Genomic DNA, 20,762 nt, shown 5'->3' with positions numbered 1-20,762 from the left:
CACAGCCAGCGCTTATGGTGCTCTGACGGCCCGTGGGAAAAGCTTGAGACGTACAAAAGCACACGCACAGCTGCAGCGCGCCAGGGTCGACGACAACGAGCACGCGCCTGACCCAGTGCGACCGAGCAACAGCCGTGGATCGAGGAGAAGAGCTGTGAGCACCGAGAACGAGGGCACCAACGAGGGCACCCCGGTCCCGCCGGCCCCGTCCGCACCCCCCGTGCCGGTGGAATCTCCCTCGGCCTCCCCGCGGACGGCCGCCCCCGAGGCCGGCACGCCCACCACCCCGCTTCCGGCCGCGCCCCCGCAGCCCCAGAACGCCCCGGACTCGCCGCCCCACGCCGGTCCGGGCGGCGCGCCCGACGCCGCGTGGCCGCCGCCCAGCGCCCCTCAGGGCGCCGCGGCGCAGGGCGTGGCCCCGGCCGACGGCGCCTGGCCGCCGCCCGCCGCCCCGTCCTACGCCGGCGGGTTCGGCGGCACCGCACCCGACCCGGCCGGGACCCCCGGCCACGGCGGGGCCGGCCATCTCGGGACCCCCGGTTTCGGGGGCCACCCCGGCGGGGAGCCGCCCGTCTGGGGCGCCTCCTACCAGCAGCCCAGCCCGCCGAAGGCCCGCCGAGGCCGCGGCGGTCTCGTCGCCGCGGTCCTGATCGCTGCGCTGGCCGCCGGCGGCGTGGGCGGCGGCCTCGGCTACACCCTCGCCAAGAACGACGACACAGGTTCCACGACGGTCTCCGCCTCCGACAGCGGCGGCTCCGTCAAGCGCGACCCGGGCACGGTCGCGGGCGTAGCCGCCCGGGCGCTGCCCAGCACGGTCACCATCGAGGCCGAGTCCAGCAACGGCGAGGGCGGCACCGGCACCGGCTTCGTCTTCGACACCCAGGGCCACATCGTCACCAACAACCACGTCGTGGCGGAGGCCGTCGACGGCGGCAAGGTCACGGCCACCTTCGCGAGCGGCAAGAAGTACGACGCCGAGGTCGTCGGCCACGCCCAGGGCTACGACGTCGCCGTCATCAAACTGAAGAGCGCCCCCTCCGACCTGAAGCCGCTCACCCTCGGCGACTCCGACAAGGTCGCCGTCGGCGACTCCACGATCGCCATCGGCGCGCCCTTCGGCCTGTCCAACACGGTCACCACGGGCATCATCAGCGCCAAGAACCGCCCGGTCGCCTCCTCCGACGGCACCGGCAGCAACGCCTCCTACATGAGCGCCCTCCAGACGGACGCCTCCATCAACCCGGGCAACTCCGGCGGCCCGCTGCTGGACGCCCAGGGCAACGTCATCGGCATCAACTCCGCGATCCAGTCCACCGGCAGCGGCGGCCTGGGCGGCACCAGCCAGTCCGGCTCGATCGGCCTCGGCTTCGCCATCCCGATCAACCAGGCCAAGCTCGTCGCCCAGCAGCTGATCAAGACGGGCGAGCCGGTGTACGCCAAGATCGGCGCGTCCGTCTCCCTGGAGGAGTCCACGAACGGCGCGAAGATCACCGACCAGGGCGCGGGCGGAGCCGCCGCGATCGAGTCGGGTGGCCCGGCCGCCAAGGCGGGCCTCAAGCCCGGCGACGTCATCACCAAGCTCGACGACCGGGTGATCGACAGCGGCCCGACCCTCATCGGCGAGATCTGGACCCACCAACCCGGCGACAAGGTCACGCTCACCTACGAGCGCGACGGCAGGTCCCACACCGTCGACCTCACCCTGGGCTCCCGCAAGGGCGACGGCTGACCGCCTCGCCCCCGAGTGACCACGCGCGCCCGCGCCCACCCGTTACTCTTGTCCCCGCGCCGCCCGTCATGTGAGCGTGCGGCGCGGGGTGGGTTGCCCGAGCGGCCTAAGGGAACGGTCTTGAAAACCGTCGTGGCAGCGATGTCACCGTGGGTTCAAATCCCACACCCACCGCCAGATGAAACGGCCCCTGACCAGGCGATTGGTCAGGGGCCGTCGTCGTGCCCGGTTCCCGCTCAACACCGTGGTTCCCCGTGGATTCCCGCTGGATCGGGCACGGATGGGGCACGTGCACCTAACGGCTTCTGACCTAGACCGGCTGCTCAACGGCGATTGTCCCAGCGGACGGGACGGCTCATCGCTGAATCAGCCAGATCAGCCAACCGATGATCGCCGCCCCTGCTGCCGAGGAGGCACCGCCGACGGCGTTTCGAAAGATGAGCCGGAGCAGGGGGCTCAACCGTCGAGACTGCCGCTTCGGCGGCTGGGAGGTGGCGCGCTGCCCGGTGGCAGGCTCAGGGTCGTTGCGGTCGGCGCTCATGGTTCTCTCCTGAATGTGGCGTCGCATGATCAGGGACCTGCCCGCGGCGATGCCAGCAAGCTCAGGTGGCTGGTGATCCCCTGATTTCACTGCTGAGCCTACGAATTGGAGGTCTCGAGAAGTACAGGTAGACCGCTCGGATCCGATGTAATTTCCAGAGGTGATTAGCGAACCGGGCACGATCGACGATCTGGTCGCCGATGCTGCGGCGGCAGGTCACCAAGTGACCAAGCGCCTCGTCCATGACTGGGTGGCCAGGGGGCTGCTGGCTCAACCCCAGCGCCGGCGGACGGGACAACGAGGCTCAGAGAAGGCGCTGCACGCTGGTGCTCAACGGACCCTTTTCCTTGACTTGTTACGCAGAAGGCAGCCGTCATCCGTCCAGCCGTTGGCTGAATTCGTGCTTGTGTGTTGGCTGTTCCTCGGTGATGACGATGTGGTGAGCACGCGACAGGCTCTCCGTGCTCTCCGCACGTACATCGGTGATCCTCGGGGTAGCCGAGCGTGGGCGAAGAGTAGGGCTACTCAGTTCGTGCATCCGCTGTGCGACTCGAGACTCGGAACCGCTTGTAGTCGCCGCGAACTCCTGAAGGCTTTCACCGCAGCCTTCTACACGGGCACCTACAACCGGGAGGACCTAATTGCGAAGTGCGCCCCTCAGTTCCAAGACAAAAGCGCATTCCGGGACGTGCTCCGGTCAATCAACCGCGGACCAATCCCAGGGCAGCCAGAATCGCTCCTGATGCACCTTGACGTCGTCCTCCAAGCAGGGAAGGCAGTTCAGGACGGGGTCGTCGATCAAGATGTGTTGGAGGAAGTCAGGGTCCGGTACATGCAGACTCGCAGGGCCGATACGGAGTGGCCGAGGCGGAGCGACCTGGTGGGAGCCATGTCCGAGCTGCTCGTGGGCCTTGGTGTTGTCGTCCTCGCCCGATCAGGCGGGCTGTTGCCTGTTCCCATCACCGACGGCATCCCGGCACCCCGACCGGAGAGACAAAACAACCCCTCGTCCCTGCTGCCGAAATGCCATTCAGATGTCTGACCAGCGAATACGTACCCGCCATTCCCGGGAGAGACGAGGGCTTCTGACTCTCCCAGCGCAGAGCACTATTGTGGCATCGTGCTCCGTCGAATCTTTGGGGGCGGCCCTGAGTAACGGCACGCGATGATCCTGTGCATGTGAAAGCGCTGGCTTACTGATTGAAGAGCAACTTGTACTGGTCGATTGCTCGCGCGTGGTCATCGGCTTGATAGTAGCTCTGGGCCTTTGAGGCCCGGCTGACTGCGGAGTCGAGTTTGGAGATGGCGTCGATCTTCTTGGACTCAGACGAGTAGGCGTTGAAGCGGGAACCCGATCCTGTCGGATCATTCATCGCTGCGAGCTCGATGTCGCGGAGATGCTTTAGGTATCGGTGGATGTCGATGGGTAGTACCCAATTCGTCTCACCGTCCGCATACTTTGCTGCTCGCATTTCGAGGTAACAGGATGATACGGGAACGTTGCGCTTGTACTTCCACGTCTTGGCGAGGCGAGCTAGTTTCTTAGCTCCGCCAGAGTGCTTCTTGTTGGCCTCATTGACGTATGTATTGTGATCTTTAGGATGAGATTTCATCCAATCGCCAGTTTTAGGGTCGGGAATCCAGTAGCCGCCTCCAATCGCGTCAAAAGCTGGGACAACCTCTACCGTCTCTTTCCCTTTGGCGAACTCGCAGACTACCGCGGGCCGGCTGACGCGCACCGTGGTGTCGGGGTATCTGTCCTTGAGGGCGTCGCGGACATTGTTGAGTGCTGTTGTTGAAGTCGGGCGCGTCCCTTTGAGGCTGACGATGTAGTCCACGTCGCTGTAGAACCAAACGCCAGTGCCGTGCTTTAGGGAGCCGGTTTCGAACATCTCTCTCACACCGAGTCGTAGGTCCAGCCGAGTCTGGATGCTCCAGCGGTGAGCCCGGGCTGCATCAAAATAGGTGCTGGAAGGAGTGTATTTTGAAATCAAACCATTAAGGTAGGAAAGCGTGGTCTCTGGCATTTTTTGTCTTTTCTGTGATTCGAGTGGTGCATTCTTTCAATTTTTGAGAGTGCTCGCGGTGATCCTACGTGTCTACTGAATCGTGACGTTCTTCAACCTGCATGGCCGTGCCGTTCGGCTTGTGCAACCTTGTCGGCGACACTGGATCGCATTGCAGCCTCGTTCTTCTCATGAAGAGCATCGTCGAGCCAGTCTGGAATGTATGGATTGCTCTGTCGCAGGAGCAGAATCTTGTCCTGCACCGCACGCAATTCTTCCTCTGTGATGATGTGTGAGCCGTCCATGCCGCTCGCCCACATGTCGTTGACCTTGCGCTCGATTGATTCCTTGGTCTTCGCTGCTTCGAAGTTGGCTCTAATCTGCTCGCCGACTTCTTTGAATGGGGCCAGGGAGGGGATAACGAGGGAGACGAAGATTTCTCCGGCTGATAGGTCGACGAGTTTCCCGACTATTAGGACGCTCGCCGCCATGACTACGCACGCTCCCACAAGTATCCATCCCCAAATGAGGTGCATCGTGGCTCCCCAGCCGAAACTGGACCCCTGACAGATAAGAACATCAAACGGGCGATGGGTCATTCCTGTGTCGGTGTACCAGTCCTTGTCGCGGCTTCCCTTGTAGCGTGCTGCGGCCTTTGAGATGACGTGTTGGGGTGGTCGATCGGCGTGAAGGCCGTTCCACGGTAGCTGAAAAATCTCAGTGTCGAACTTCTCTTGGGTGGCCGATGCGCGCATTCGATACCACTTTTCGATGCTCCCAACGACGAATGAGAGAACAAGTAGAAGAATTCCGCCGCCGCCGCCGATCAAGGTCCTTAAATCGGGCTGGGTGAGCGCGACGACAGCGCTGGCTACCGCCAGTACGAAGACTGTGGCGACGCGGAGGGCGAACACAACTTTGGCATCGGTGTAGAGGCGAGCGAACGCGGAAACCATGCGTCGTCTGTCTGTTGTGTTCTGGGCGTCCCAGATCTTAGGGGAGGTCGGCGTCGCCGTCACTGTGTGTCTCCGCTTGTGTGGGCAACAGGCACTGCGATTGAGCAGTGCTACATAGCTCTGTTGTCGCAGGTGCGTAGATACGACGGCTACGCCGACCACATGTTGTGCTTGCCATGAACCGAGGTTACTCAGGATCGGGAAGAGTGTCCCCTGAGCTGAACGTGTTTTCCGAGGGCTTTCCAGGCTTTGTGGGACACCTGTGATGCATGAGGTCGGTGATGTGTTTGGTGGACGGAGCCGGGGTCGTTGAGCAAGGTCGGGGATGCTGCAGATGGTCATCCCGGCCCCCACCGTCACGGCGGACTGTCGATGCTGGAAACCGCCCGTCATGCAGTGGTGTCGTGGCCGTCTGAGTCCGCGTCGATCCGCGATCGTCCGCCTGTGTTGGTGTCAGGCGCTGGTGTCAGACACCAATCGAACGCTTGACGGGTGGCGGGTCGGAGGATACAAGGGTCCTCCCCTTTGCGACCGAACCAGAATCAGCACGATGATCACAGTGATCAACTGCGATGCTGAGTCGAGCGTAGCCGCTATGGCATCTGGACTGATCACACAACCAGCGACAGCGCCAATCATGATCCATAGGGCATTGTCAGTGGGCTGTGGAACAGTGCCAGTAGTGCCACCGCTGCCGTTCGGAAGTGGGGTGCTGAGGGTCGGGACGAACACGCCGTGTCTCCTGATTCTCTCCGGGGCGCGCCCGCCTCTCGCCAAAGTGCTCGGGCGCGCCCCGTGTCTTATGCGGTCTCCGCTTTTCTACGGCACGACACTGACAAACGAGTGGCCCAATTCCGTTTCGTGCGGGGCACGTTGACACCAACGGAGCATCGTTTCACGTGAAACAAGCCCACGGACACTGGCGGCGCCGAGCTTCCTGACGTGCACAAATGACAGCGTGCGGCGACTTACCAACTCTTCACGGCAGGATTGTCCATGACACGTTGACCGTGACGTTGATGCACTCGGCGTCGAGCTTCATCTCGGCAAGGACGCGGTCCGCTGCTTCGTCTTCCCCACCCAAGCCACCATCCACCCCAGCTCCCATCCCGTCCGCCGTCGACCCACACACCGTGGAGCGGGCGTGGTTCATGGCGTCCAGGTGGAGCGCGCCACTGTACGAACGACCTGGACGCCATGGGCCGCGTCTGCTCGGCTCTGCCTGGGTCGGCGGTGGACGGGATGGGAGCTCCCCGCGCACGCCACTACGGACCCGCTGTCGGGAACGGCGCCCCCTCCATCCCGGTGCCGGCCGATCCCCCGCCGGAGGCATTGTCTTGGCCGCAGGCCGCGCTCTATGCAGTACTCGCCTCATGGCCACCGGCCCTATCCACCAGTGGGCGCGCGTCGGCGCAGCGCGGGCGGAGCGGGCCGAAGGCAGGAGCGGCGCCCGCAGCGGAGCCGGGAAGCGCGCCCGGCGGAGCGGAGCGCAGCCGGGGCTTGATGAGGTAGAGAAACCTGTAACAACCCGTCTTCAATGATCGAGCCAGGGTTCGCGCGTGTCGTGGGTACCCACTAGCCTGGTGACCACCCTAGGGAACTGGAGGCTGATCGATGCCCGAAACGGCGCGGCAGATCGCCGATGACCTGCGGGCACGGATCAACGACGGTGAGTTTGGGCCTGGCGCCCGACTACCCGGGGAACCCGCGCTCGTCAGGGACTACGGCGTAGCCAAGATGACGGCAAACGGTGCGTTGAAGTTGCTCGTGGCTGAGGGAGTCGCGGTGTCACGCCCCGGCTCTGGAACGTATGTTCGGGAGTTCAAGCCTATCTTGCGGGACGCAACGAAACGCCTGTCTCGTGAGCAATGGGCGGCTGGCAAGTCGATCTGGTCGGCGGACGTCGGTGAGCGGCCCATGACTCCCGCAGACCTTGAGGTCTATGAGGACGACGCCCCCCGTTGGGTTGCTCGCATCCTCGGCCTGGGGGAGGTCGGGCGCGTCATCATCCGCAGCCGGCGCTACCTCGTCGACGGTGAGCCGGTACAGATGGCGACCTCCTACCTTTCGGCCGACCTGGCGCGTGACTCGCGCATCGCCCTGCCGGACGCAGGTCCGGGTGGGATCTACAAGCGCTTGGCAGAGCTGGGTGCGGAACCCGTGCACTTCAGCGAGGATCTGCGCGCCCGGATGCCAAGTTCGGAGGAGTCGGCCGCGTTGTCGATCCCGCCCGGTACGCCCGTCATCGAGATCTGTCGCACGGCGTACACCTCAGACGGCAAGGCAGTTGAGGTCAACAGGATGTTGCTCGACGCCGGCGCGTACGCTCTGCGGTATAGCTTCGGAAGCTGACGGCGCGTCAGAAATTCGACCACGTGAGACAAAGGCCCACTTCGGTGGGCCTTTTTGTTGTGCCGGGAAGTCGCCCTCGCGTCCACTCTCATTGTGGAAACCCGTTGACCTCCCTAGGGAGATAGGATTCAATCTCCCTAGGGAGGTTCTTCGGCCTCTCGCTCCCGTTTCTGTGAGGAGTGCTTTCATGCCGTCCTTCAAGATCGACACGTCGACCGCCATGGTGTTCGTGGCGACCGCGCCGGAGCCGAAGGTGAAGAACTTCGCGACCGGCGAGCGGGCCGTCAACGCCGAGGGCAAGCCCATGTCCGTCGTGGGCCTGCTGGTCTCGGACGAGGGGGAGGGCAACCTCCTCAAGGTCAACGTTCCCGAGAACGGCTTTCCGGAGGGCCTCGTGCCGGGCATGCCGGTGCAGGTCATCGGTCTGAAGGCCAGGGACTGGGAGAACGTGATCAAGGGCGAAAAGCGCTCGGGCATCTCGTTCAGCGCGGTCGCGATCACCCCGGCGGCCTGACCATGCCCGACCTGACGATGTGGCTGGAGGCCACAGGAGCCTTAGCGGGCGCTGGCGGGCTCGGCTACGCGAAGTACCGTGCGCCGCGCGTGTACTGGTCGCTGGTGGGCCTGCCGGTGACGTGGGGCCGGTTCACCTTCTCGTACCGGTCGACGATGGACGTGTGCGGGCTGACGGTGCAGCCGTCGGGTCTGCGGGCGTTCATGACCCGTAACGTCGCCCGCCGTGAGGTGCAGCCGGTACCGCCGAAGATCCGCCGGATCCGGCCCACCGCGACCGGGCTGCGGGTGACCCTGCGGCTCCCGGCCGGCCTGGAGCCCGCCGACCTGATGGCTTCCTCTGAGCGGCTGCGTCACGCCTGGGGTGTGCACTCGGTGATCGTCGTCGAGATCAGGCCCGGGTTCGTGGAACTGCGGATGACTGGCTATGACGTGCTGCGCCGGGTGCGGATGCCGCGCAACGCTCGCCCGCACGGCATGGTCGTGCCGGTGGCGCTTCGGGAGGATGCGACCGCGTTCGAGCGGGACTACCGAAAGGCTCCGATGGCGCTCACCCTGGGCGCGACGGAGTCGGGCAAGTCGATGTATCTGCGCAATCTGATCAAGGGCTTGGCGCAACTGCCGGTGGCGCTGGTGGGTGTCGACTGCAAGCGCGGGGTGGAACAGTCAGCCTTCGCGCCCCGGCTGTCGGCTCTGGCCACGACCCCGGATGAGGCTGCCTCGCTGCTGGCGGTGCTGGTCGCGGAGATGGAGGACCGCTTCGACCTGCTGAGTCTGCACGGTGCCTCGGACCTGTGGGAGCTGCCCGCGGGTGTCCGGCCGGCGCCGGTGGTCGTCCTGGTCGATGAGGTCTCCGAACTGTTCCTGATCGCCTCGCGCAAGGACGAGGAACGCCGCGAGCGGATCGTCACCGCGTTGATCCGCTTGGCGCAGATGGCCCGTGCGGTCGGTATCTACCTGGAGATCTGCGGGCAGCGCTTCGGCTCTGAGCTCGGCAAGGGCGCCACGATGCTGCGTGCTCAGCTCTCCGGCCGGGTGGTGCACCGCGTCAACGACAAGCAGACCGCTGAGATGGGCCTCGGCGACGTGGCCCCGGACGCGGTCCCCGCGGCGAGCCTGATCCCGATGGAACGCCCCGGCACGGCTGTTGCGGCGGATGCCTCCGGCGGCTGGTCGAAGATCCGCACTCCGGAAGTGTCCAAGACCGAAGTGGTCGCGGTCTGCCGGGAGTTCGCCCACCTGGTCCCCGACCTGCCGTTCCTCGACCCGTTCCGGCCGTTCGTGCCCACCGAGTCGCCGGCGTCCGGTCCGTCGCTGGTCAAGCCCCGACCGGTGACCGAGTAACACCCCCTGCTCGACGGTCGGCGTGACCGCCCTTCGCGCCAGGTCCCTACCCCCGCCATGTCTGGAACTGGGAGGAACCGTCATGGTCCGCAATCACTGGTACGAGTACGACCCGGCCGAACGCGACGACGCCAACCGGCTCGGGATCCTGTTCGAGACCTTCCTCGACCACCTTCACTGCCACCCCGAGCGGGACGCCTTCACCACGGCCCTGAGCAACGCCTTCGACGCGGAGTTCACCCACCGCGCGGCCGGTGTCTACCCGCCCGCCGGCCACGGCTACCCCCGGCTGGAGGTCTGACCGCCATGGCCGCGAAGAGGACCGAAGAGCCGCCTGTCACGCCGTGTCAGGTGTGCCGCGGAACGGGCGAGGTCTCCCGGACCGTCCACGTCGGCCGCAAGCGCCGTGCCGTGGGCGAACAGTCCGGCCTGTGCCTCAACTGCCTCGGTTCCGGCGAGGCCCCCACCGACTGAATCCCGCCGGGGTCGGGAGGCCGGACACCACTACCCTCCCGCCCCGGCCCGACTCCCCTTCGAAGGGAGGTGCTGCACATGTCCCGCTCGATCCGCCTCGACGCGGTCCTGATCCAAGCCGTCATCGCTGGCGCGCTGTCCTTCGCCCACCTGCACGACCTGGCCGAAGCCGCCGGACAGACCGGCTGGAAGGCCTGGGCCTACCCGGTCTCCGTCGACCTGCTGCTGGTCGCCGCCTGGCGCCGACTGCGCACGGCCCGCCGGGACCGCTCCGCCTGGACCTGGTTCGTGATCGCTCTGGTCGCCTCGCTTGGCGCGAACGTCGCGACCGCCGGACTTCTCGACCTCGACCACGTCCCGGCCTGGCTGCGCATCCTTGTCGCTGGCTGGCCGGCCCTGGCCTTCCTGGGCGGAACGCTGCTGGTCCACACCCCCGCCACTCCGGCTGCTCCTGCACAGGCTGTGGACGAACCGGCGGCGCCGGAAGTCGAGATGCACCGCGGCGGCCAACCCGCATCGGCCCCGGCTACGACCGTGCCGGAACTGGCCTCCGCACCACAGCAGTCCGCCCCGGTCACCCCCACGGTGCCATCCGCGCTGCTGGATCACGCCCGGAAGATCGCCGATGCCCACGAGGCGTCCACCGGCGCCCCGATGCCTGTTGAGGTTCTGGCCTCCCGGCTCGGCCTGCCCGAACCGACCACCGCAGCGATCGCCGCACAACTCCAACTCACCTGAGCTGAAAGGAGATCCACCGATGGCCCTGCTCAACTTCAACCGCCCCTCCGACTTCCTGGACGCGGCCCGCGAGATGGCCGACACCGGTCGCCCGACCCTGGCCCGCCTCCTCGCCGAGGAAGCCGCCGACCGCACCCCGAACCCCGATGCGGCGGCCCGCATCCTCGCCGAATTCCCCGGCCACAGCCTCAGGCAGGAGGACTGATTCGGATGGCCGTGCGCCGCCGCTTCCGCGACCGCATCCGCATCGGCCCCGTCGAGGTCGCCACCTACTACGACGGGCGTGGCCGGGACATGCACACCGCCGCCTGCACCGCCCCCGGCTGCGGCTTCTCCGCCGACTACCGCGACCGCTCCGCCGCCGAACTCGCCGCCCGCACCCACCGCTGCAAGGCCTGAGGGAGGTCACCGTCATGGACGTTCCGCTGTGGCTCGCCCTCCTCGCGGTCGGCGCCCTGGGTATCAAGCTCGCCCGCCCGCCGTGGTGGCTGGTCGCCGTGCTCCTCCTGGGCGGCTACCTCGTCGCGGACAGTTTCCTCGCCCCCGCGATCAGCACCGTCGTCAAGTAACCCGAAGGGATCAGTCTCGTGTTCACGCCGAAGTACCCGCCCAAGGACACCGCACCGCCCCCGGCGACCACCGCCCCGACCGTCCACACCCCGGTGCCCATGACGCCGACCCCGGCTCCGGTGCCCGCGCCGGTCTCCAACCGGCCCACGATCCAGCTCACCCCGGGCAGCGCGCTCGCCCTCGCGGCCGGCGGAGGCGCCGTGGTCCTCGTCGTCGGCGCGGTCCTGGTGTCCATGCTCCTTGCCGTCGCGATCACCGCCATGTCCGTGGCCGTGTGCGCGGTCGTCCTTCGATCCCTCCTCAACAACCAGAAAGGCCACTGACATGGGCATTTTCAGCAAGCGTCCCCACCCCGACGAGGACCGGCACATCGAAGAGGGCAAGCGTCGCGGCGCACAGCTCAACAGGGAGATCTACAGCCGAATCAAGGACGGCACCGCCACGAAGGACGACAAGCGCATCTGGAACGCCGGGCGCAAGCGCTCCGGCCGCATCAAGTAACGCCTTCCGGGGCGGCCTCTACCGCCAAGTATCCGCCGCCCCGGACGGCTCCACCTTCCTGATCCAACGGACCCGAAAGGGAGACCCCATCATGCCCCAGCGCGCCCGGAGCACGCGCGTCTGCCGAGACTGCGACGGCTTCGCCACCGCCGCCATCACCACCGGCACCCGTCACGCCGACGGCACCCGCGCCACCCTCACCGTCACCTGCCCGACCTGCAAGGGCACCGGCCACACCCGCCCCACCGCAGACCTCGCGCGCACGGGGCGGTGACCGCAATGGCTGACCTGACCCCGGACGAGAAGACGCCCGGGCTGCACGTCGTCGCCGAACCAATCTACCGCCACCACGACGACCCGGCCCGCTGGTGGAAGTCCAACGGCTCCACCCCCACCGGCTCCTACCACTGCGGCACCTGCGGCAAGTCCGACACCGCCCGCGGCACCGACGGCGTCCGTGCCCTGGCAGACGACTACACCGCCAACCACGGCCCCGCTCACGGCAGGAGGTGACCTCTTGACCGACACCGCCACCGTGGCGGGCCTGGACCCTGCCACCCTCGCCGATGTGCTGAGGCTGGCCGGGTCTGACGGCTTCGACCGCATCCAAGACCAGATCCGCCGCACCGGCGGCTGCTCCGACCCCATCCACCTGCAAGGCTCCACAGTCACCCGCGACAAGGCCACCGGCCACGTCCTGCACTCCTACTCGACGGACACCGAGCCCGGCGGGCGGCTGCGCGTGGCCTGTGGCAACCGCCGGGCCTGCCGCTGCCCGTCTTGCGCCTGGACGTACGCGGGTGACACCTACCACCTCATCCGTGCCGGCCTTGTCGGCGACCCGGACAAGGGCACCCCGCACACCGTCCGGGATCACCCCCGCGTCTTCGCCACGCTCACGGCACCGTCGTTCGGCCCGGTCCACAACCGCCCCGGCAACCGCCTCTGCCGCTGCGGCACCCGCCATGGTGAGGACGCGCCCGAACTCGGCACCCCGCTCGACCCAGACACCTACGACTACGCGGGCGCGGTGCTGTGGAACAACCACGCCTCTGAGCTGTGGCGCTACTTCACGATCTACCTGCGCCGTGAGATCGCTCGCCGCGCCGGCCTTACGCAGAAGGACGCCCGCGAACAGTCGCGCGTCTCCTTCGGCAAGGTCGCCGAGTACCAGAAGCGCGGGGCCGTGCACTTCCATGCCGTGATCCGCTTCGACGGACCAGACGGCCCCGACGATCCGCCGCCGGCCTGGGCCACCCTCGCCCTCCTCACCGACGCGATCCGAGCCGCCGCCGCCCGCGTCGCGGTCGACGTCGACCCGGCCGGGGACCAGCCCGCTCGCACCCTGCGCTGGGGCACGCAGCTCGACGTGCAGCCGATCGGCGCCTTCGGCCACGGCGAGGAGATCACAGAGCAGGCCGTTGCCTCCTACGTCGCCAAGTACTCCACCAAAGCGGCCGAGACGACCGGCACCGTCGACCGCCGCGTCGGCAACAGGGAAGCCCTGGTCCTGCTCGAGGTGCCCGAGCACCCCCGGCGGCTCATTGAGGCCTGCCTCGACCTCCACCCGCTCTACCCGGAGCGCAAGTTGCGGGACTGGGCGCACATGCTCGGCTTCCGCGGCCACTTCTCCACCAAGTCCCGCCGCTACTCCACCACCCTCGGCGCCCTGCGCCAGACCCGCGCCGACTACCGCGCCCAGCAGCAGCGCGAAGCCCTCGGCCTGCCCGACCCCGACGACCCGGAGGCAACCACCCTGACCCTCGCCCACTGGACCTATGCCGGCCACGGCCACACCCCCGGCCAATCCTGGCTCGCCGCCAACATCCGCCGGGACCTGCAAGAAAGCCGCGAGATCGCACGCGAAGCGCTCGCCGAAATGTGCTCGGAAGGGGAGGACTGGTAACCGTGGACCGACTGCTCACTGTGCAGGAAGTCGCCGAACGTCTCGGTGCGGGCGTCCGCTTCCCGCGTCGCCTCATCGAGGAACGCCGCATCACCTTCGTGAAGGTCGGCCGCCACGTCCGCATCCCTGAGAGCGCCGTAGAGGCGTACGTGGACGCCAACATCGTGCAGCCGATCGTCTTGCGGCCCGTGGGCCTGAGGAGGGCTGCCTAATGGCTGGCAAGCGCAAGTCCCGCCGGAACTTCGGCCGTGTCCGCAAACTGCCTTCCGGCCGCTTCCAAGCCCGTTACCCCGGGCCTGATGGTGTGCTGCGCCCAGCGGACCGGACGTTCGCCACCTCGACGGACGCCGACCGATGGCTCATGCGGAAACGCATCGAGATCGAAGAAGGGCGCTGGCTCGACCCGGCCGAAGGACGGACGACCGTACGCGACTGGGCGGCGCGCTGGCTCGCTGCCGTCTCCCCGCAGCTCAAGCACAAGACCCAAGCGACGTACCGGTCCCTGATCAACTCACTGATCAACCCGACGCTTGGGGATCAGGAGCTGTCGAGCCTCCGGCCGATCACGGTTGCCGAGTGGGTCGGCGAGATGAAGACCAAGGGACTCAGCGCGTCCCGCATCCGGCAGGCTTACCGGGTCCTGTCCCAGATCATGCGGTCCGCTGTCGACAACGACATGATCCCGCAGACACCCTGCCGGGGCGTGAAGCTGCCCCGGATGCCGCAGACGGAGCCGCACATCCTCACCCCGCTAGAAGCCTCCCGGATTGTGCGGAGTGCCGCCAAGCCGCATGACCTGCTGATCGCGCTTCTCGCCTACGCAGGCCTGCGAGTCGGTGAGGCGTTCGCCCTCCGGCGGGTCGACATCGACGTGTCCGGTGGCTTCGTCCTGGTCGACGAGAACCTGGCCGAAGCCAACGGCGCCTTGGTCTTCGACACACCGAAGTCGCATCAGAAGCGGCTCCTTCGCGTCGGCCCGTCGCTCGCAAAGCGGCTCGGCCGGCACTTGGAGACGCTGCCCGGCGGGGATGACGCGCTACTGTTCACCACGCCCGCGGGGAAGCCGCTGCGCTACAACCAGTGGCGCAAGGCGTACTTCGACCCCGCCGTGTCGGGGGCCGGGCTGACAGGCGTGACTCCGCATGATCTCCGCGCCTCGCACGGAACGTGGGTCGCCGACCGGTACGGCGTGATGACCGCCGCCCACCGCCTAGGTCATTCGAACGCGAGCGTCACGACCCGGCACTACGCCCGGCCGGTCGCCGGTCGTGACGACCAGGTGGCAGAAGCTGCCGACGCCTGGCTCAGCGGACACGATCACGAGGGTGGGGCACGTAGCGGGCACGACGACGATGCCGACGGCTCCGCCGGGGCACTCGTACCCGTCTGACCTGCGGCTGAGCGGTCCGTTCGCCTCACCGCCGAGAGATCTTGAAAACCGTCGTGGCGCGAGTCACCGTGGGTTCAAATCCCACACCCACCGCGCACGTCAGAAGGGGTGTTCCTCTCCGGAGGGGCGCCCCTTCCGGGTTCAGCCCGGTGATCTTTGTCGACGGTGCGGCCGCGGTCCGGGCACCCTAAGGGCCCTTGCATGATGAGCGCTTCCGTTTGTCGAGCTCTTTTGCTCGCCCTTTTGCGGAAACGCGCAGAGATGTCGGTGCGATCGATCTTCGGGGCGAAGCGCGTCTGGAATCGCTTCGTCGGCCGCTGTTACTCTCCGACGTCAGTACGGGCGCGGCACGGGGGTCAGCTTGGACAAGTTCTACGCCGCAGTCGCGGGTGGGTTCGTGATGCTTTTCCTTACTCCGCTGATTCATCCGCTGGCGAAGCGCCTGGAAGAGCTCTCGCGGAGACTGCATCGGATCAAGCCGATGAGTATCCACATCGAACGCGACCCGTCCATCGTGTGGTCCGGGTTCCCCAACTGGATCGGGGCGTCCGTGTGGCTCCCGGAACTGCCTGGTACCGCACCGGATCACCCGACGGACTGGCACACGTGGGCGAAGGGGCTCGGCGGAGCGGACGCCTGCATGACCGTCCTGAAGATCACGGTCACTTCGAGGGAACTCGCGACCGTGGTGATCGACCCACCGCGACTCAGGCGTGAAAGCCTTCCCCTCGGCGATCCGCCGAAGGGAGTGGTGGCGACCTACCCGGTCGGTGGAGCCGCGGTGGAGCCTCGCCGCATTCAGGTGGACCTGGCTTTCGGGACCACGATGTGGGTGGGTGCCGACGGTGAATCCATCGACGCTCTGAGTGTGGTGTTGCAACCAGGAGATGTCGAGCAGTTCTACTTGTTCGCCGCGGCAGACGAGGGGCGGTACAAGTGGCATCTGGATCTGCCGATCCTCGTCGATGGAAAGCGGCAGATGGTGCGCGTCGACGATACGGGGTCGCCGTTCGTCACCTACGGAGTCAACGGCTTCGACCAGCACGTGTGGACGGGGGACGAATGGGTCGGCCGTGAGGCTGCCTGAGTCACCTGAGTCAGGTGAACCCGGTGGCGGTCAGGGCCGTCGTCCCGTGAGTGTCCTTTCGAGGGTTTCACCCGTCATCTCGATCACCCGGGCGTCGGCCCGCATGGACGCCGGCAGGTGTTCGCGTTCTTCCGCGCGGCAGACGACCGCGGGACTGCTCGGGTCGACGAGGGCCGCCCCGAGCCGGGAGACCAGTTCCGCGACGATGTCGAAGACGCCTCCGGTCTCGGGGCGGTGCACCGTGACACTCCGCTCGTAGGCGAAGATCTCGGCTTCGCTGCCGTCGCGAGCGCGGACCCAGAAGTCGAGGGTTCCGTCGTCGCTCACCGTGTGCCGAGGGTTGCGCACTTCGTGAGGTTCCAGAACGGCGCGGATCACGTCCGGGTCCAGCGGTACGGGCGTCTCCTCGCCGTCGACGAACTTGAAGATCATCGGGCTCCAGCCCAATCGGATCCCTCCCCGCACCCGCTCCCTGTGGGACAGGACACCATAACGGCTGCGGCGGGGTCATCCGCCGGTGGGGTTCCGCGGCTCGAGCCACCGGGACCTGCGCGCCGCCGAGGCGAGGGTCGCGCGGGCCTCGTGGGGCGTCAGGCCGGTGTGGACGGCGGCGTCGACGAGGGCGTCGGACAGGGCGGGGCCGATGCCGTCCTCGTAGGCGCGGCAGGCGGCCCAGTAGAGGCGGGTGTTGCGTTGTCCCTCGCGGGCGGCGAGGACGAACTGGACCAGGCCACTGCCGTGCGCGCCGCCAGCCGTCGCAGGGGTGGAGGAGCGGTGGCCGCGGGGCGGCGGGAGCAGCAGGCGCAGCAGGGCTCGCGGGCAGGGCGCCGGGGCGAGGTGCGCCGTGCCGGGTGCCGTGGTGTAGAGGCCGCGGTGGGTGCGGGAGCCGGGGCCGACCAGGTAGCCGCCGGTGCCGCGGATGTCGATGCCGGGGGCGAGACGGCCCGCGGAGTTGGGGACGGCGAGGTCCGCAGGGCCGGTGAGCCAGAGGTGGCGTCCGCCGGACGGTGTGAGGACGACGATCGTGGGCGGGATCGTGAACAGGTGGCGCAGGCCCAGTTCGCGCAGGGCGGCCGAGGAGTCCGTGCCGGACTTGGTGTCCAGGTCGACGCCGATGAGGTGGTGCGGCGGTCTGCCGCAGGCGATGCCGTAGCCGGTGGCCCAGGGGGCGGCGGCGAACAGTTCGCGGATGCGGGCCGGGTCGGTGGAGGCGTCGTACACGCCGTGGCCGGGGCGGCCGCACTCGCCTCGGCAGGGCGGGCCGGCCGGATCCGGGGTGTCGCGGTGGGGGGAGCGCAGGGCCGGGAGTTTCGTCCGGGACAGGGGGAGGACGGCCAGGCCGTGTGCGGCGGCCGACAGGGCGTGGGCGAGGGCCGGCGTGGTGGCCGGCCGGGTGGACCGGTCGGTGGTGGCCATGCCCCCATTCTCGTACTTGCGTTCGAATAGGGAAAGGGGGAGTGGTCGGCGGAGCACCGGTACGGGGTGCCGGCCGGCTCCGGCGCCTCGAACCGGGGTGACACTCGAACCAGAGTGGCACCGCGCAACTCGACGGCTCGCGGTCCGGGGCCGTCGAGCAGGAGGACAACGGTGTGGCGGTCGCCTTCCCCCGCTGTGGTGGTGAGCTGAGGGCCGGGGTGCCGGCCCCTTCCCTGTGCACCGGGTGTGAGGTGTGGGGTGACGACGTCTGGGCGGTGATGCTTTCGGCATCGCCGCCCGGACGTTCTCGCCCGCTCGATCCGGCGACCTTGACACCACCCCTCACCTGACGGACAGTCAGAAACCGTCGGACGCAACGGCGGGAGGGCGACCGGAGTGACTGCGGAGCCAGAGGGGCTGGAAGCGCGGCTCAAGGCCTACGAGGGGCGGCCGTCCGCCGTCGCCCGCACCGGCCGGGACCCGGTGAACGCCCCCATGATCCGGCACTGGTGCGAGGCCATGGGCGACGGCAACCCGGCCTACTCCGGGCCCGACGCCGTCGCCCCGCCCACCATGCTCCAGGCCTGGACCATGGCCGGACTGAACGGACCGGGCGGACGGGGAGGTCAGGGCGCACCGGGCGGCCACGCGGGGCGTGCCCCGGCCTACGAGGAACTTCTCGCCCTCCTCGACGAGGCGGGCTGCACCGCCGTTGTCGCCACCGACTGCGAGCAGGAGTACGTCCGGCTCCTGCGACCGGGTGACGAGATCGCCTTCGACTCGGTGATCGAGTCGGTCTCCGGCCGCAAGACGACCAGGCTCGGCACCGGCTACTTCGTCACGACCCGGACGGACGTCCGCGTGGCCGGGGAGCTCGTCGGCACCCACCGCTTCCGCATCCTCAAGTACGCCCCGGCGCACCGGGGACCGAAGGAGCGCCGCCCCCGCCCGGTCGTCAACCGCGACAACGCCGGCTTCTGGGACGGCGTGCGCCGCCACCGCCTGCTCATCCAGCGCTGCACCGCCTGCGCCGAACTCCGCTTCCCCTGGCTGCCGGGCTGCAACACCTGCGGCGCCCAGGAGTGGGACACGGTGGAGGCGGGCGGCGAGGGCACGGTCTTCTCGTACGTGGTGGTGCACCACCCGCCCTTCCCGGCCTTCGACCCGCCGTACGCGGTCGGCCTGATCGAGCTCGCGGAGGGTGTGCGGATGGTGAGCAACGTGGTGGGGGTGCCGTACGACGAGGTCCGCGTCGGGATGCCGGTGCGGCTGGACTTCCGGCGGTACGACGAGGAACTGGTGCTGCCGGTGTTCCGTGCGGTGGCGGTGTGAGGGCCGGGGAGCGGTTGCGGCCGCTGGAGATCCCGGTGACCCGCACGCTGATCGTCGCCGGCGCCGTCGCCTCGCGCGACTACCAGGACGTGCACCACGACGCCGAGGCCGCCCGCGCGAAGGGCTCCCCGGACATCTTCATGAACATCCTCACCACCAACGGCCTGGTCGGCCGCTTCATCACGGACCACTTCGGGCCGACGGCGGTGCTGCGCAGGGTCGCCATCCGGCTCGGCGTGCCGGCCCACCCCGGCGACACCCTGGTGTTCACGGGGACGGTGGAGGAGGTCGACGGGGACACGGCGGTGGTGAGGGTCTCCGGGGACAGCGACACCGGCCGGCACGTCAGCGGCACGGTCACGGTCACCGTCCCCGCCGGGGCCGGGGCCGACGTCGACGTCGGGGCCGACGTCGGGGTACGGGTGCCGCCCGGACTGACGGAGGGGGGCGTCGGATGAGTGCGCGCGGGCGGGACGCCCTCGGGGGGCGGGCGGCGATCGTGGGGATCGGGGCGACGGAGTTCTCCAAGGACTCGGGACGCAGCGAGCTGCGGCTGGCGGTCGAGGCGGTGCGGGCGGCGCTCGACGACGCGGGGCTCGGGCCGCAGGACGTGGACGGGATGGTGACGTTCACCATGGACACCAGCCCGGAGATCACCGTGGCCCAGGCATGCGGCATGGGCGAGCTCTCCTTCTTCTCCCGCGTCCACTACGGCGGTGGGGCGGCCTGCGCGACCGTCCAGCAGGCGGCGCTCGCCGTCGCGACGGGCGTGGCCGAGGTCGTCGTCTGCTACCGCGCCTTCAACGAGCGGTCGGGCCGCCGCTTCGGCTCGGGCGTCGAGCGACGGGAGCCCTCGGCGGAGGGGGCGGCACTCGGCTGGACCATGCCGTTCGGGCTGCTCACCCCGGCCTCCTGGGTGGCGATGGCGGCACAGCGCTATCTGCACGTGCACGGGCTGACGCCGGAGGCGTTCGGGCCCGTGGCGGTCACGGCGCGCAGACACGCGGCGACCAACCCGGCGGCGTACTTCCACGGCAGGCCCGTCACCCTCGCCGACCACGCGGCCTCGCGCTGGATCGCCGAGCCGCTCAGGCTGCTGGACTGCTGCCAGGAGACGGACGGCGGGCAGGCGCTGGTGGTCACCTCGGTGGAGCGGGCCCGCGACCTCCCGCGCCCTCCCGCCGTCGTCGTAGCGGCCGCGCAGGGCGCCGGGCGGGCCCAGGAGCAGATGACCGGCTTCTACCGCGGCGACCTGACGGGCCTGCCGGAGTCGGCGGTGGTCGCCCGTCGGCTGTGGCGGACCTCCGGGCTCGGGCCCGCCGACATCGACGTGGCGATCCTGTACGACCACTTCACGCCGTTCGTGCTGATGCAGCTGGAGGAGTTCGGCTTCTGCGCGCCCGGGGAGGCGGCGGACTTCGTCGCCGAGGACCGCCTGCCGCTCAACACCCATGGCGGCCAGCTCGGCGAGGCCTACCTCCACGGCATGAACGGCATAGCGGAGGCCGTACGCCAGCTGCGCGGCACGTCCGTGAACCAGGTCCCGGGCGCGTCCCGCACCCTGGTGACGGCGGGCACGGGGGTACCGACGTCGGGCCTGGTGCTGGCGTCCGGCGGATGAGCGGCGGAGCCGGGCACGCCAGGGCCGGCCTGAGGAGCCCGCCGTGTGGGAGCCGGCCGTGTGGCAGCCGCGGCCGTATGGGAGCCTGCCGTCCGAGTAAGGAATGAGCGAGGGCTCGGTGAGGGGCCGACGAGGGCTCGGCGAGGGGCTCGCACGGGTGCCGGCCGGGCGGGGCCGCTCCCGCCCCCCAAGGGTCATCCCGCAGTAGGAGCCCTCCCCCCGTCCACCTTCAGGAGGTGGAGGCGGTACCACCCCTACAACCTGAGGCGGACTCCCCTTCGGCACC

At 68.4% G+C, this 20,762-nt stretch carries 27 protein-coding genes and 1 tRNA gene; 22 read left to right on the top strand and 6 right to left on the bottom strand.

Going from position 1 to position 20,762, the window contains the following annotated elements; genetic code table 11:
• The first annotated feature begins 154 nt into the window (after window positions 1–154).
• On the top strand, window positions 155–1,729 hold the full coding sequence (locus ACZ4YY_RS09170) for a trypsin-like peptidase domain-containing protein (protein ID WP_468285694.1): 1,575 nt from the start codon (window positions 155–157) through the stop codon (window positions 1,727–1,729).
• A gap of 87 nt (window positions 1,730–1,816) precedes the next feature.
• Window positions 1,817–1,906 (top strand) — tRNA-Ser (locus ACZ4YY_RS09165).
• A gap of 178 nt (window positions 1,907–2,084) precedes the next feature.
• Here ACZ4YY_RS09165 and ACZ4YY_RS09160 read toward each other — a convergent pair.
• From ACZ4YY_RS09160 to ACZ4YY_RS09145, 4 genes are all read right to left on the bottom strand, one after another.
• Window positions 2,085–2,270: a hypothetical protein gene (locus tag ACZ4YY_RS09160; RefSeq protein WP_468285693.1), complete on the bottom strand. Its 186-nt coding sequence runs from the start codon at window positions 2,268–2,270 to the stop codon at window positions 2,085–2,087.
• Between the two features lie 1,193 nt (window positions 2,271–3,463).
• Complete coding sequence (locus tag ACZ4YY_RS09155; protein WP_468285691.1) at window positions 3,464–4,297, bottom strand: SMODS domain-containing nucleotidyltransferase; 834 nt, start codon at window positions 4,295–4,297, stop codon at window positions 3,464–3,466.
• Window positions 4,298–4,389: 92 nt separating this feature from the next.
• Window positions 4,390–5,574 (bottom strand): S-4TM family putative pore-forming effector, encoded by a 1,185-nt coding sequence (locus ACZ4YY_RS09150; RefSeq protein WP_468285689.1) that lies wholly within the window; start codon window positions 5,572–5,574, stop codon window positions 4,390–4,392.
• 637 nt (window positions 5,575–6,211) lie between these two features.
• A complete protein-coding gene (locus tag ACZ4YY_RS09145; protein ID WP_468285687.1) occupies window positions 6,212–6,385 on the bottom strand; it encodes a hypothetical protein in 174 nt (57 codons plus the stop codon).
• Window positions 6,386–6,846: 461 nt separating this feature from the next.
• On the opposite strand from ACZ4YY_RS09145, the gene ACZ4YY_RS09140 reads away from it, so the two are divergent.
• The 17 genes from ACZ4YY_RS09140 to ACZ4YY_RS09060 all read left to right on the top strand — a co-directional run bounded on the left by ACZ4YY_RS09140 (window position 6,847) and on the right by ACZ4YY_RS09060 (window position 16,107).
• Window positions 6,847–7,584, top strand: coding sequence for a GntR family transcriptional regulator (locus ACZ4YY_RS09140; protein ID WP_468285684.1), 738 nt, complete (start codon window positions 6,847–6,849; stop codon window positions 7,582–7,584).
• 187 nt (window positions 7,585–7,771) lie between these two features.
• The gene (locus ACZ4YY_RS09135; RefSeq protein WP_468285681.1) at window positions 7,772–8,098 is read left to right on the top strand and encodes an SCO3933 family regulatory protein; all 327 of its coding nucleotides are present in this window, start codon (window positions 7,772–7,774) and stop codon (window positions 8,096–8,098) included.
• A gap of 2 nt (window positions 8,099–8,100) precedes the next feature.
• Window positions 8,101–9,441, top strand: coding sequence for an FtsK/SpoIIIE domain-containing protein (locus ACZ4YY_RS09130; RefSeq protein WP_468285679.1), 1,341 nt, complete (start codon window positions 8,101–8,103; stop codon window positions 9,439–9,441).
• An 82-nt stretch (window positions 9,442–9,523) separates the two neighbouring features.
• On the top strand, window positions 9,524–9,742 hold the full coding sequence (locus ACZ4YY_RS09125; protein WP_468285676.1) for a hypothetical protein: 219 nt from the start codon (window positions 9,524–9,526) through the stop codon (window positions 9,740–9,742).
• Window positions 9,743–9,792: 50 nt separating this feature from the next.
• Entirely contained in the window at window positions 9,793–9,915 is a 123-nt protein-coding gene (locus ACZ4YY_RS09120; protein ID WP_468286605.1) for a hypothetical protein, read from the top strand.
• Window positions 9,916–9,993: 78 nt separating this feature from the next.
• Window positions 9,994–10,653, top strand: coding sequence for a DUF2637 domain-containing protein (locus ACZ4YY_RS09115; RefSeq protein WP_468285673.1), 660 nt, complete (start codon window positions 9,994–9,996; stop codon window positions 10,651–10,653).
• A 19-nt stretch (window positions 10,654–10,672) separates the two neighbouring features.
• Window positions 10,673–10,858 carry a hypothetical protein gene (locus ACZ4YY_RS09110; RefSeq protein ID WP_468285671.1) on the top strand — a complete coding sequence of 62 codons (186 nt, stop codon included), beginning with the start codon at window positions 10,673–10,675 and terminating at the stop codon, window positions 10,856–10,858.
• Between the two features lie 5 nt (window positions 10,859–10,863).
• Window positions 10,864–11,052, top strand: a complete 189-nt coding sequence (locus tag ACZ4YY_RS09105; protein WP_468285668.1) for a mobile element transfer protein — start codon at window positions 10,864–10,866, stop codon at window positions 11,050–11,052.
• 14 nt (window positions 11,053–11,066) lie between these two features.
• Window positions 11,067–11,222, top strand: coding sequence for a hypothetical protein (locus ACZ4YY_RS09100; RefSeq protein ID WP_468285665.1), 156 nt, complete (start codon window positions 11,067–11,069; stop codon window positions 11,220–11,222).
• Window positions 11,223–11,240: 18 nt separating this feature from the next.
• Entirely contained in the window at window positions 11,241–11,546 is a 306-nt protein-coding gene (locus ACZ4YY_RS09095; protein WP_468285662.1) for a SpdD protein, read from the top strand.
• A gap of 1 nt (window position 11,547) precedes the next feature.
• Window positions 11,548–11,724, top strand: coding sequence for a hypothetical protein (locus tag ACZ4YY_RS09090; RefSeq protein ID WP_468285659.1), 177 nt, complete (start codon window positions 11,548–11,550; stop codon window positions 11,722–11,724).
• Window positions 11,725–11,815: 91 nt separating this feature from the next.
• The gene (locus ACZ4YY_RS09085) at window positions 11,816–11,998 is read left to right on the top strand and encodes a hypothetical protein (RefSeq protein WP_468285656.1); all 183 of its coding nucleotides are present in this window, start codon (window positions 11,816–11,818) and stop codon (window positions 11,996–11,998) included.
• A gap of 5 nt (window positions 11,999–12,003) precedes the next feature.
• Complete coding sequence (locus ACZ4YY_RS09080; protein ID WP_468285653.1) at window positions 12,004–12,237, top strand: hypothetical protein; 234 nt, start codon at window positions 12,004–12,006, stop codon at window positions 12,235–12,237.
• A 4-nt stretch (window positions 12,238–12,241) separates the two neighbouring features.
• Window positions 12,242–13,630: a replication initiator protein RepSA gene (gene repSA, locus ACZ4YY_RS09075; protein ID WP_468285650.1), complete on the top strand. Its 1,389-nt coding sequence runs from the start codon at window positions 12,242–12,244 to the stop codon at window positions 13,628–13,630.
• On the top strand, window positions 13,624–13,842 hold the full coding sequence (locus tag ACZ4YY_RS09070; RefSeq protein WP_468286556.1) for a helix-turn-helix domain-containing protein: 219 nt from the start codon (window positions 13,624–13,626) through the stop codon (window positions 13,840–13,842). The genes repSA and ACZ4YY_RS09070 overlap by 7 nt, the downstream gene beginning before the upstream one ends.
• On the top strand, window positions 13,842–15,020 hold the full coding sequence (locus ACZ4YY_RS09065) for a tyrosine-type recombinase/integrase (RefSeq protein WP_468285647.1): 1,179 nt from the start codon (window positions 13,842–13,844) through the stop codon (window positions 15,018–15,020). Before ACZ4YY_RS09070 ends, ACZ4YY_RS09065 begins: the two co-directional genes overlap by 1 nt.
• Before the next feature lie 361 nt (window positions 15,021–15,381).
• The gene (locus ACZ4YY_RS09060; RefSeq protein WP_468285644.1) at window positions 15,382–16,107 is read left to right on the top strand and encodes a hypothetical protein; all 726 of its coding nucleotides are present in this window, start codon (window positions 15,382–15,384) and stop codon (window positions 16,105–16,107) included.
• A 30-nt stretch (window positions 16,108–16,137) separates the two neighbouring features.
• Here the strand turns inward: ACZ4YY_RS09060 and ACZ4YY_RS09055 are convergent, their stop codons facing one another.
• Window positions 16,138–16,539 (bottom strand): hypothetical protein, encoded by a 402-nt coding sequence (locus ACZ4YY_RS09055; protein WP_468285641.1) that lies wholly within the window; start codon window positions 16,537–16,539, stop codon window positions 16,138–16,140.
• A 75-nt stretch (window positions 16,540–16,614) separates the two neighbouring features.
• Window positions 16,615–17,523: a bifunctional DNA primase/polymerase gene (locus ACZ4YY_RS09050; protein WP_468285636.1), complete on the bottom strand. Its 909-nt coding sequence runs from the start codon at window positions 17,521–17,523 to the stop codon at window positions 16,615–16,617.
• 396 nt (window positions 17,524–17,919) lie between these two features.
• Between ACZ4YY_RS09050 and ACZ4YY_RS09045 the strand changes: the two genes are divergently transcribed.
• From ACZ4YY_RS09045 to ACZ4YY_RS09035, 3 genes are read left to right on the top strand one after another with little or no spacing between them, the layout of a single operon-like run.
• Window positions 17,920–18,855 (top strand): bifunctional MaoC family dehydratase N-terminal/OB-fold nucleic acid binding domain-containing protein, encoded by a 936-nt coding sequence (locus ACZ4YY_RS09045; RefSeq protein WP_468285633.1) that lies wholly within the window; start codon window positions 17,920–17,922, stop codon window positions 18,853–18,855.
• Window positions 18,852–19,313 (top strand): MaoC/PaaZ C-terminal domain-containing protein, encoded by a 462-nt coding sequence (locus ACZ4YY_RS09040; protein WP_468285630.1) that lies wholly within the window; start codon window positions 18,852–18,854, stop codon window positions 19,311–19,313. The genes ACZ4YY_RS09045 and ACZ4YY_RS09040 overlap by 4 nt, the downstream gene beginning before the upstream one ends.
• Complete coding sequence (locus ACZ4YY_RS09035; RefSeq protein WP_468285627.1) at window positions 19,310–20,476, top strand: lipid-transfer protein; 1,167 nt, start codon at window positions 19,310–19,312, stop codon at window positions 20,474–20,476. Before ACZ4YY_RS09040 ends, ACZ4YY_RS09035 begins: the two co-directional genes overlap by 4 nt.
• The last annotated feature ends 286 nt before the right edge of the window (window positions 20,477–20,762 follow it).

This window comes from Streptomyces sp. NPDC030143, from assembly GCF_055573695.1.
This window is presented reverse-complemented; position numbering and strand designations above follow the sequence as displayed.

What these genes read in the sequence shown, in the direction of transcription:
- ACZ4YY_RS09160 (WP_468285693.1), bottom strand. Translation starts at nt 2,270, where the DNA reads ATGAGCGCCGACCGCAACGACCCTGAGCCTGCCACCGGGCAGCGCGCC.
- ACZ4YY_RS09155 (WP_468285691.1), bottom strand. Translation starts at nt 4,297, where the DNA reads ATGCCAGAGACCACGCTTTCCTACCTTAATGGTTTGATTTCAAAATAC.
- ACZ4YY_RS09150 (WP_468285689.1), bottom strand. Translation starts at nt 5,574, where the DNA reads ATGACCATCTGCAGCATCCCCGACCTTGCTCAACGACCCCGGCTCCGT.
- ACZ4YY_RS09145 (WP_468285687.1), bottom strand. Translation starts at nt 6,385, where the DNA reads ATGAACCACGCCCGCTCCACGGTGTGTGGGTCGACGGCGGACGGGATG.
- ACZ4YY_RS09140 (WP_468285684.1), top strand. Translation starts at nt 6,847, where the DNA reads ATGCCCGAAACGGCGCGGCAGATCGCCGATGACCTGCGGGCACGGATC.
- ACZ4YY_RS09135 (WP_468285681.1), top strand. Translation starts at nt 7,772, where the DNA reads ATGCCGTCCTTCAAGATCGACACGTCGACCGCCATGGTGTTCGTGGCG.
- ACZ4YY_RS09130 (WP_468285679.1), top strand. Translation starts at nt 8,101, where the DNA reads ATGCCCGACCTGACGATGTGGCTGGAGGCCACAGGAGCCTTAGCGGGC.
- ACZ4YY_RS09125 (WP_468285676.1), top strand. Translation starts at nt 9,524, where the DNA reads ATGGTCCGCAATCACTGGTACGAGTACGACCCGGCCGAACGCGACGAC.
- ACZ4YY_RS09115 (WP_468285673.1), top strand. Translation starts at nt 9,994, where the DNA reads ATGTCCCGCTCGATCCGCCTCGACGCGGTCCTGATCCAAGCCGTCATC.
- ACZ4YY_RS09110 (WP_468285671.1), top strand. Translation starts at nt 10,673, where the DNA reads ATGGCCCTGCTCAACTTCAACCGCCCCTCCGACTTCCTGGACGCGGCC.
- ACZ4YY_RS09105 (WP_468285668.1), top strand. Translation starts at nt 10,864, where the DNA reads ATGGCCGTGCGCCGCCGCTTCCGCGACCGCATCCGCATCGGCCCCGTC.
- ACZ4YY_RS09100 (WP_468285665.1), top strand. Translation starts at nt 11,067, where the DNA reads ATGGACGTTCCGCTGTGGCTCGCCCTCCTCGCGGTCGGCGCCCTGGGT.
- ACZ4YY_RS09090 (WP_468285659.1), top strand. Translation starts at nt 11,548, where the DNA reads ATGGGCATTTTCAGCAAGCGTCCCCACCCCGACGAGGACCGGCACATC.
- ACZ4YY_RS09085 (WP_468285656.1), top strand. Translation starts at nt 11,816, where the DNA reads ATGCCCCAGCGCGCCCGGAGCACGCGCGTCTGCCGAGACTGCGACGGC.
- ACZ4YY_RS09080 (WP_468285653.1), top strand. Translation starts at nt 12,004, where the DNA reads ATGGCTGACCTGACCCCGGACGAGAAGACGCCCGGGCTGCACGTCGTC.
- ACZ4YY_RS09065 (WP_468285647.1), top strand. Translation starts at nt 13,842, where the DNA reads ATGGCTGGCAAGCGCAAGTCCCGCCGGAACTTCGGCCGTGTCCGCAAA.
- ACZ4YY_RS09055 (WP_468285641.1), bottom strand. Translation starts at nt 16,539, where the DNA reads ATGATCTTCAAGTTCGTCGACGGCGAGGAGACGCCCGTACCGCTGGAC.
- ACZ4YY_RS09050 (WP_468285636.1), bottom strand. Translation starts at nt 17,523, where the DNA reads ATGGCCACCACCGACCGGTCCACCCGGCCGGCCACCACGCCGGCCCTC.
- ACZ4YY_RS09035 (WP_468285627.1), top strand. Translation starts at nt 19,310, where the DNA reads ATGAGTGCGCGCGGGCGGGACGCCCTCGGGGGGCGGGCGGCGATCGTG.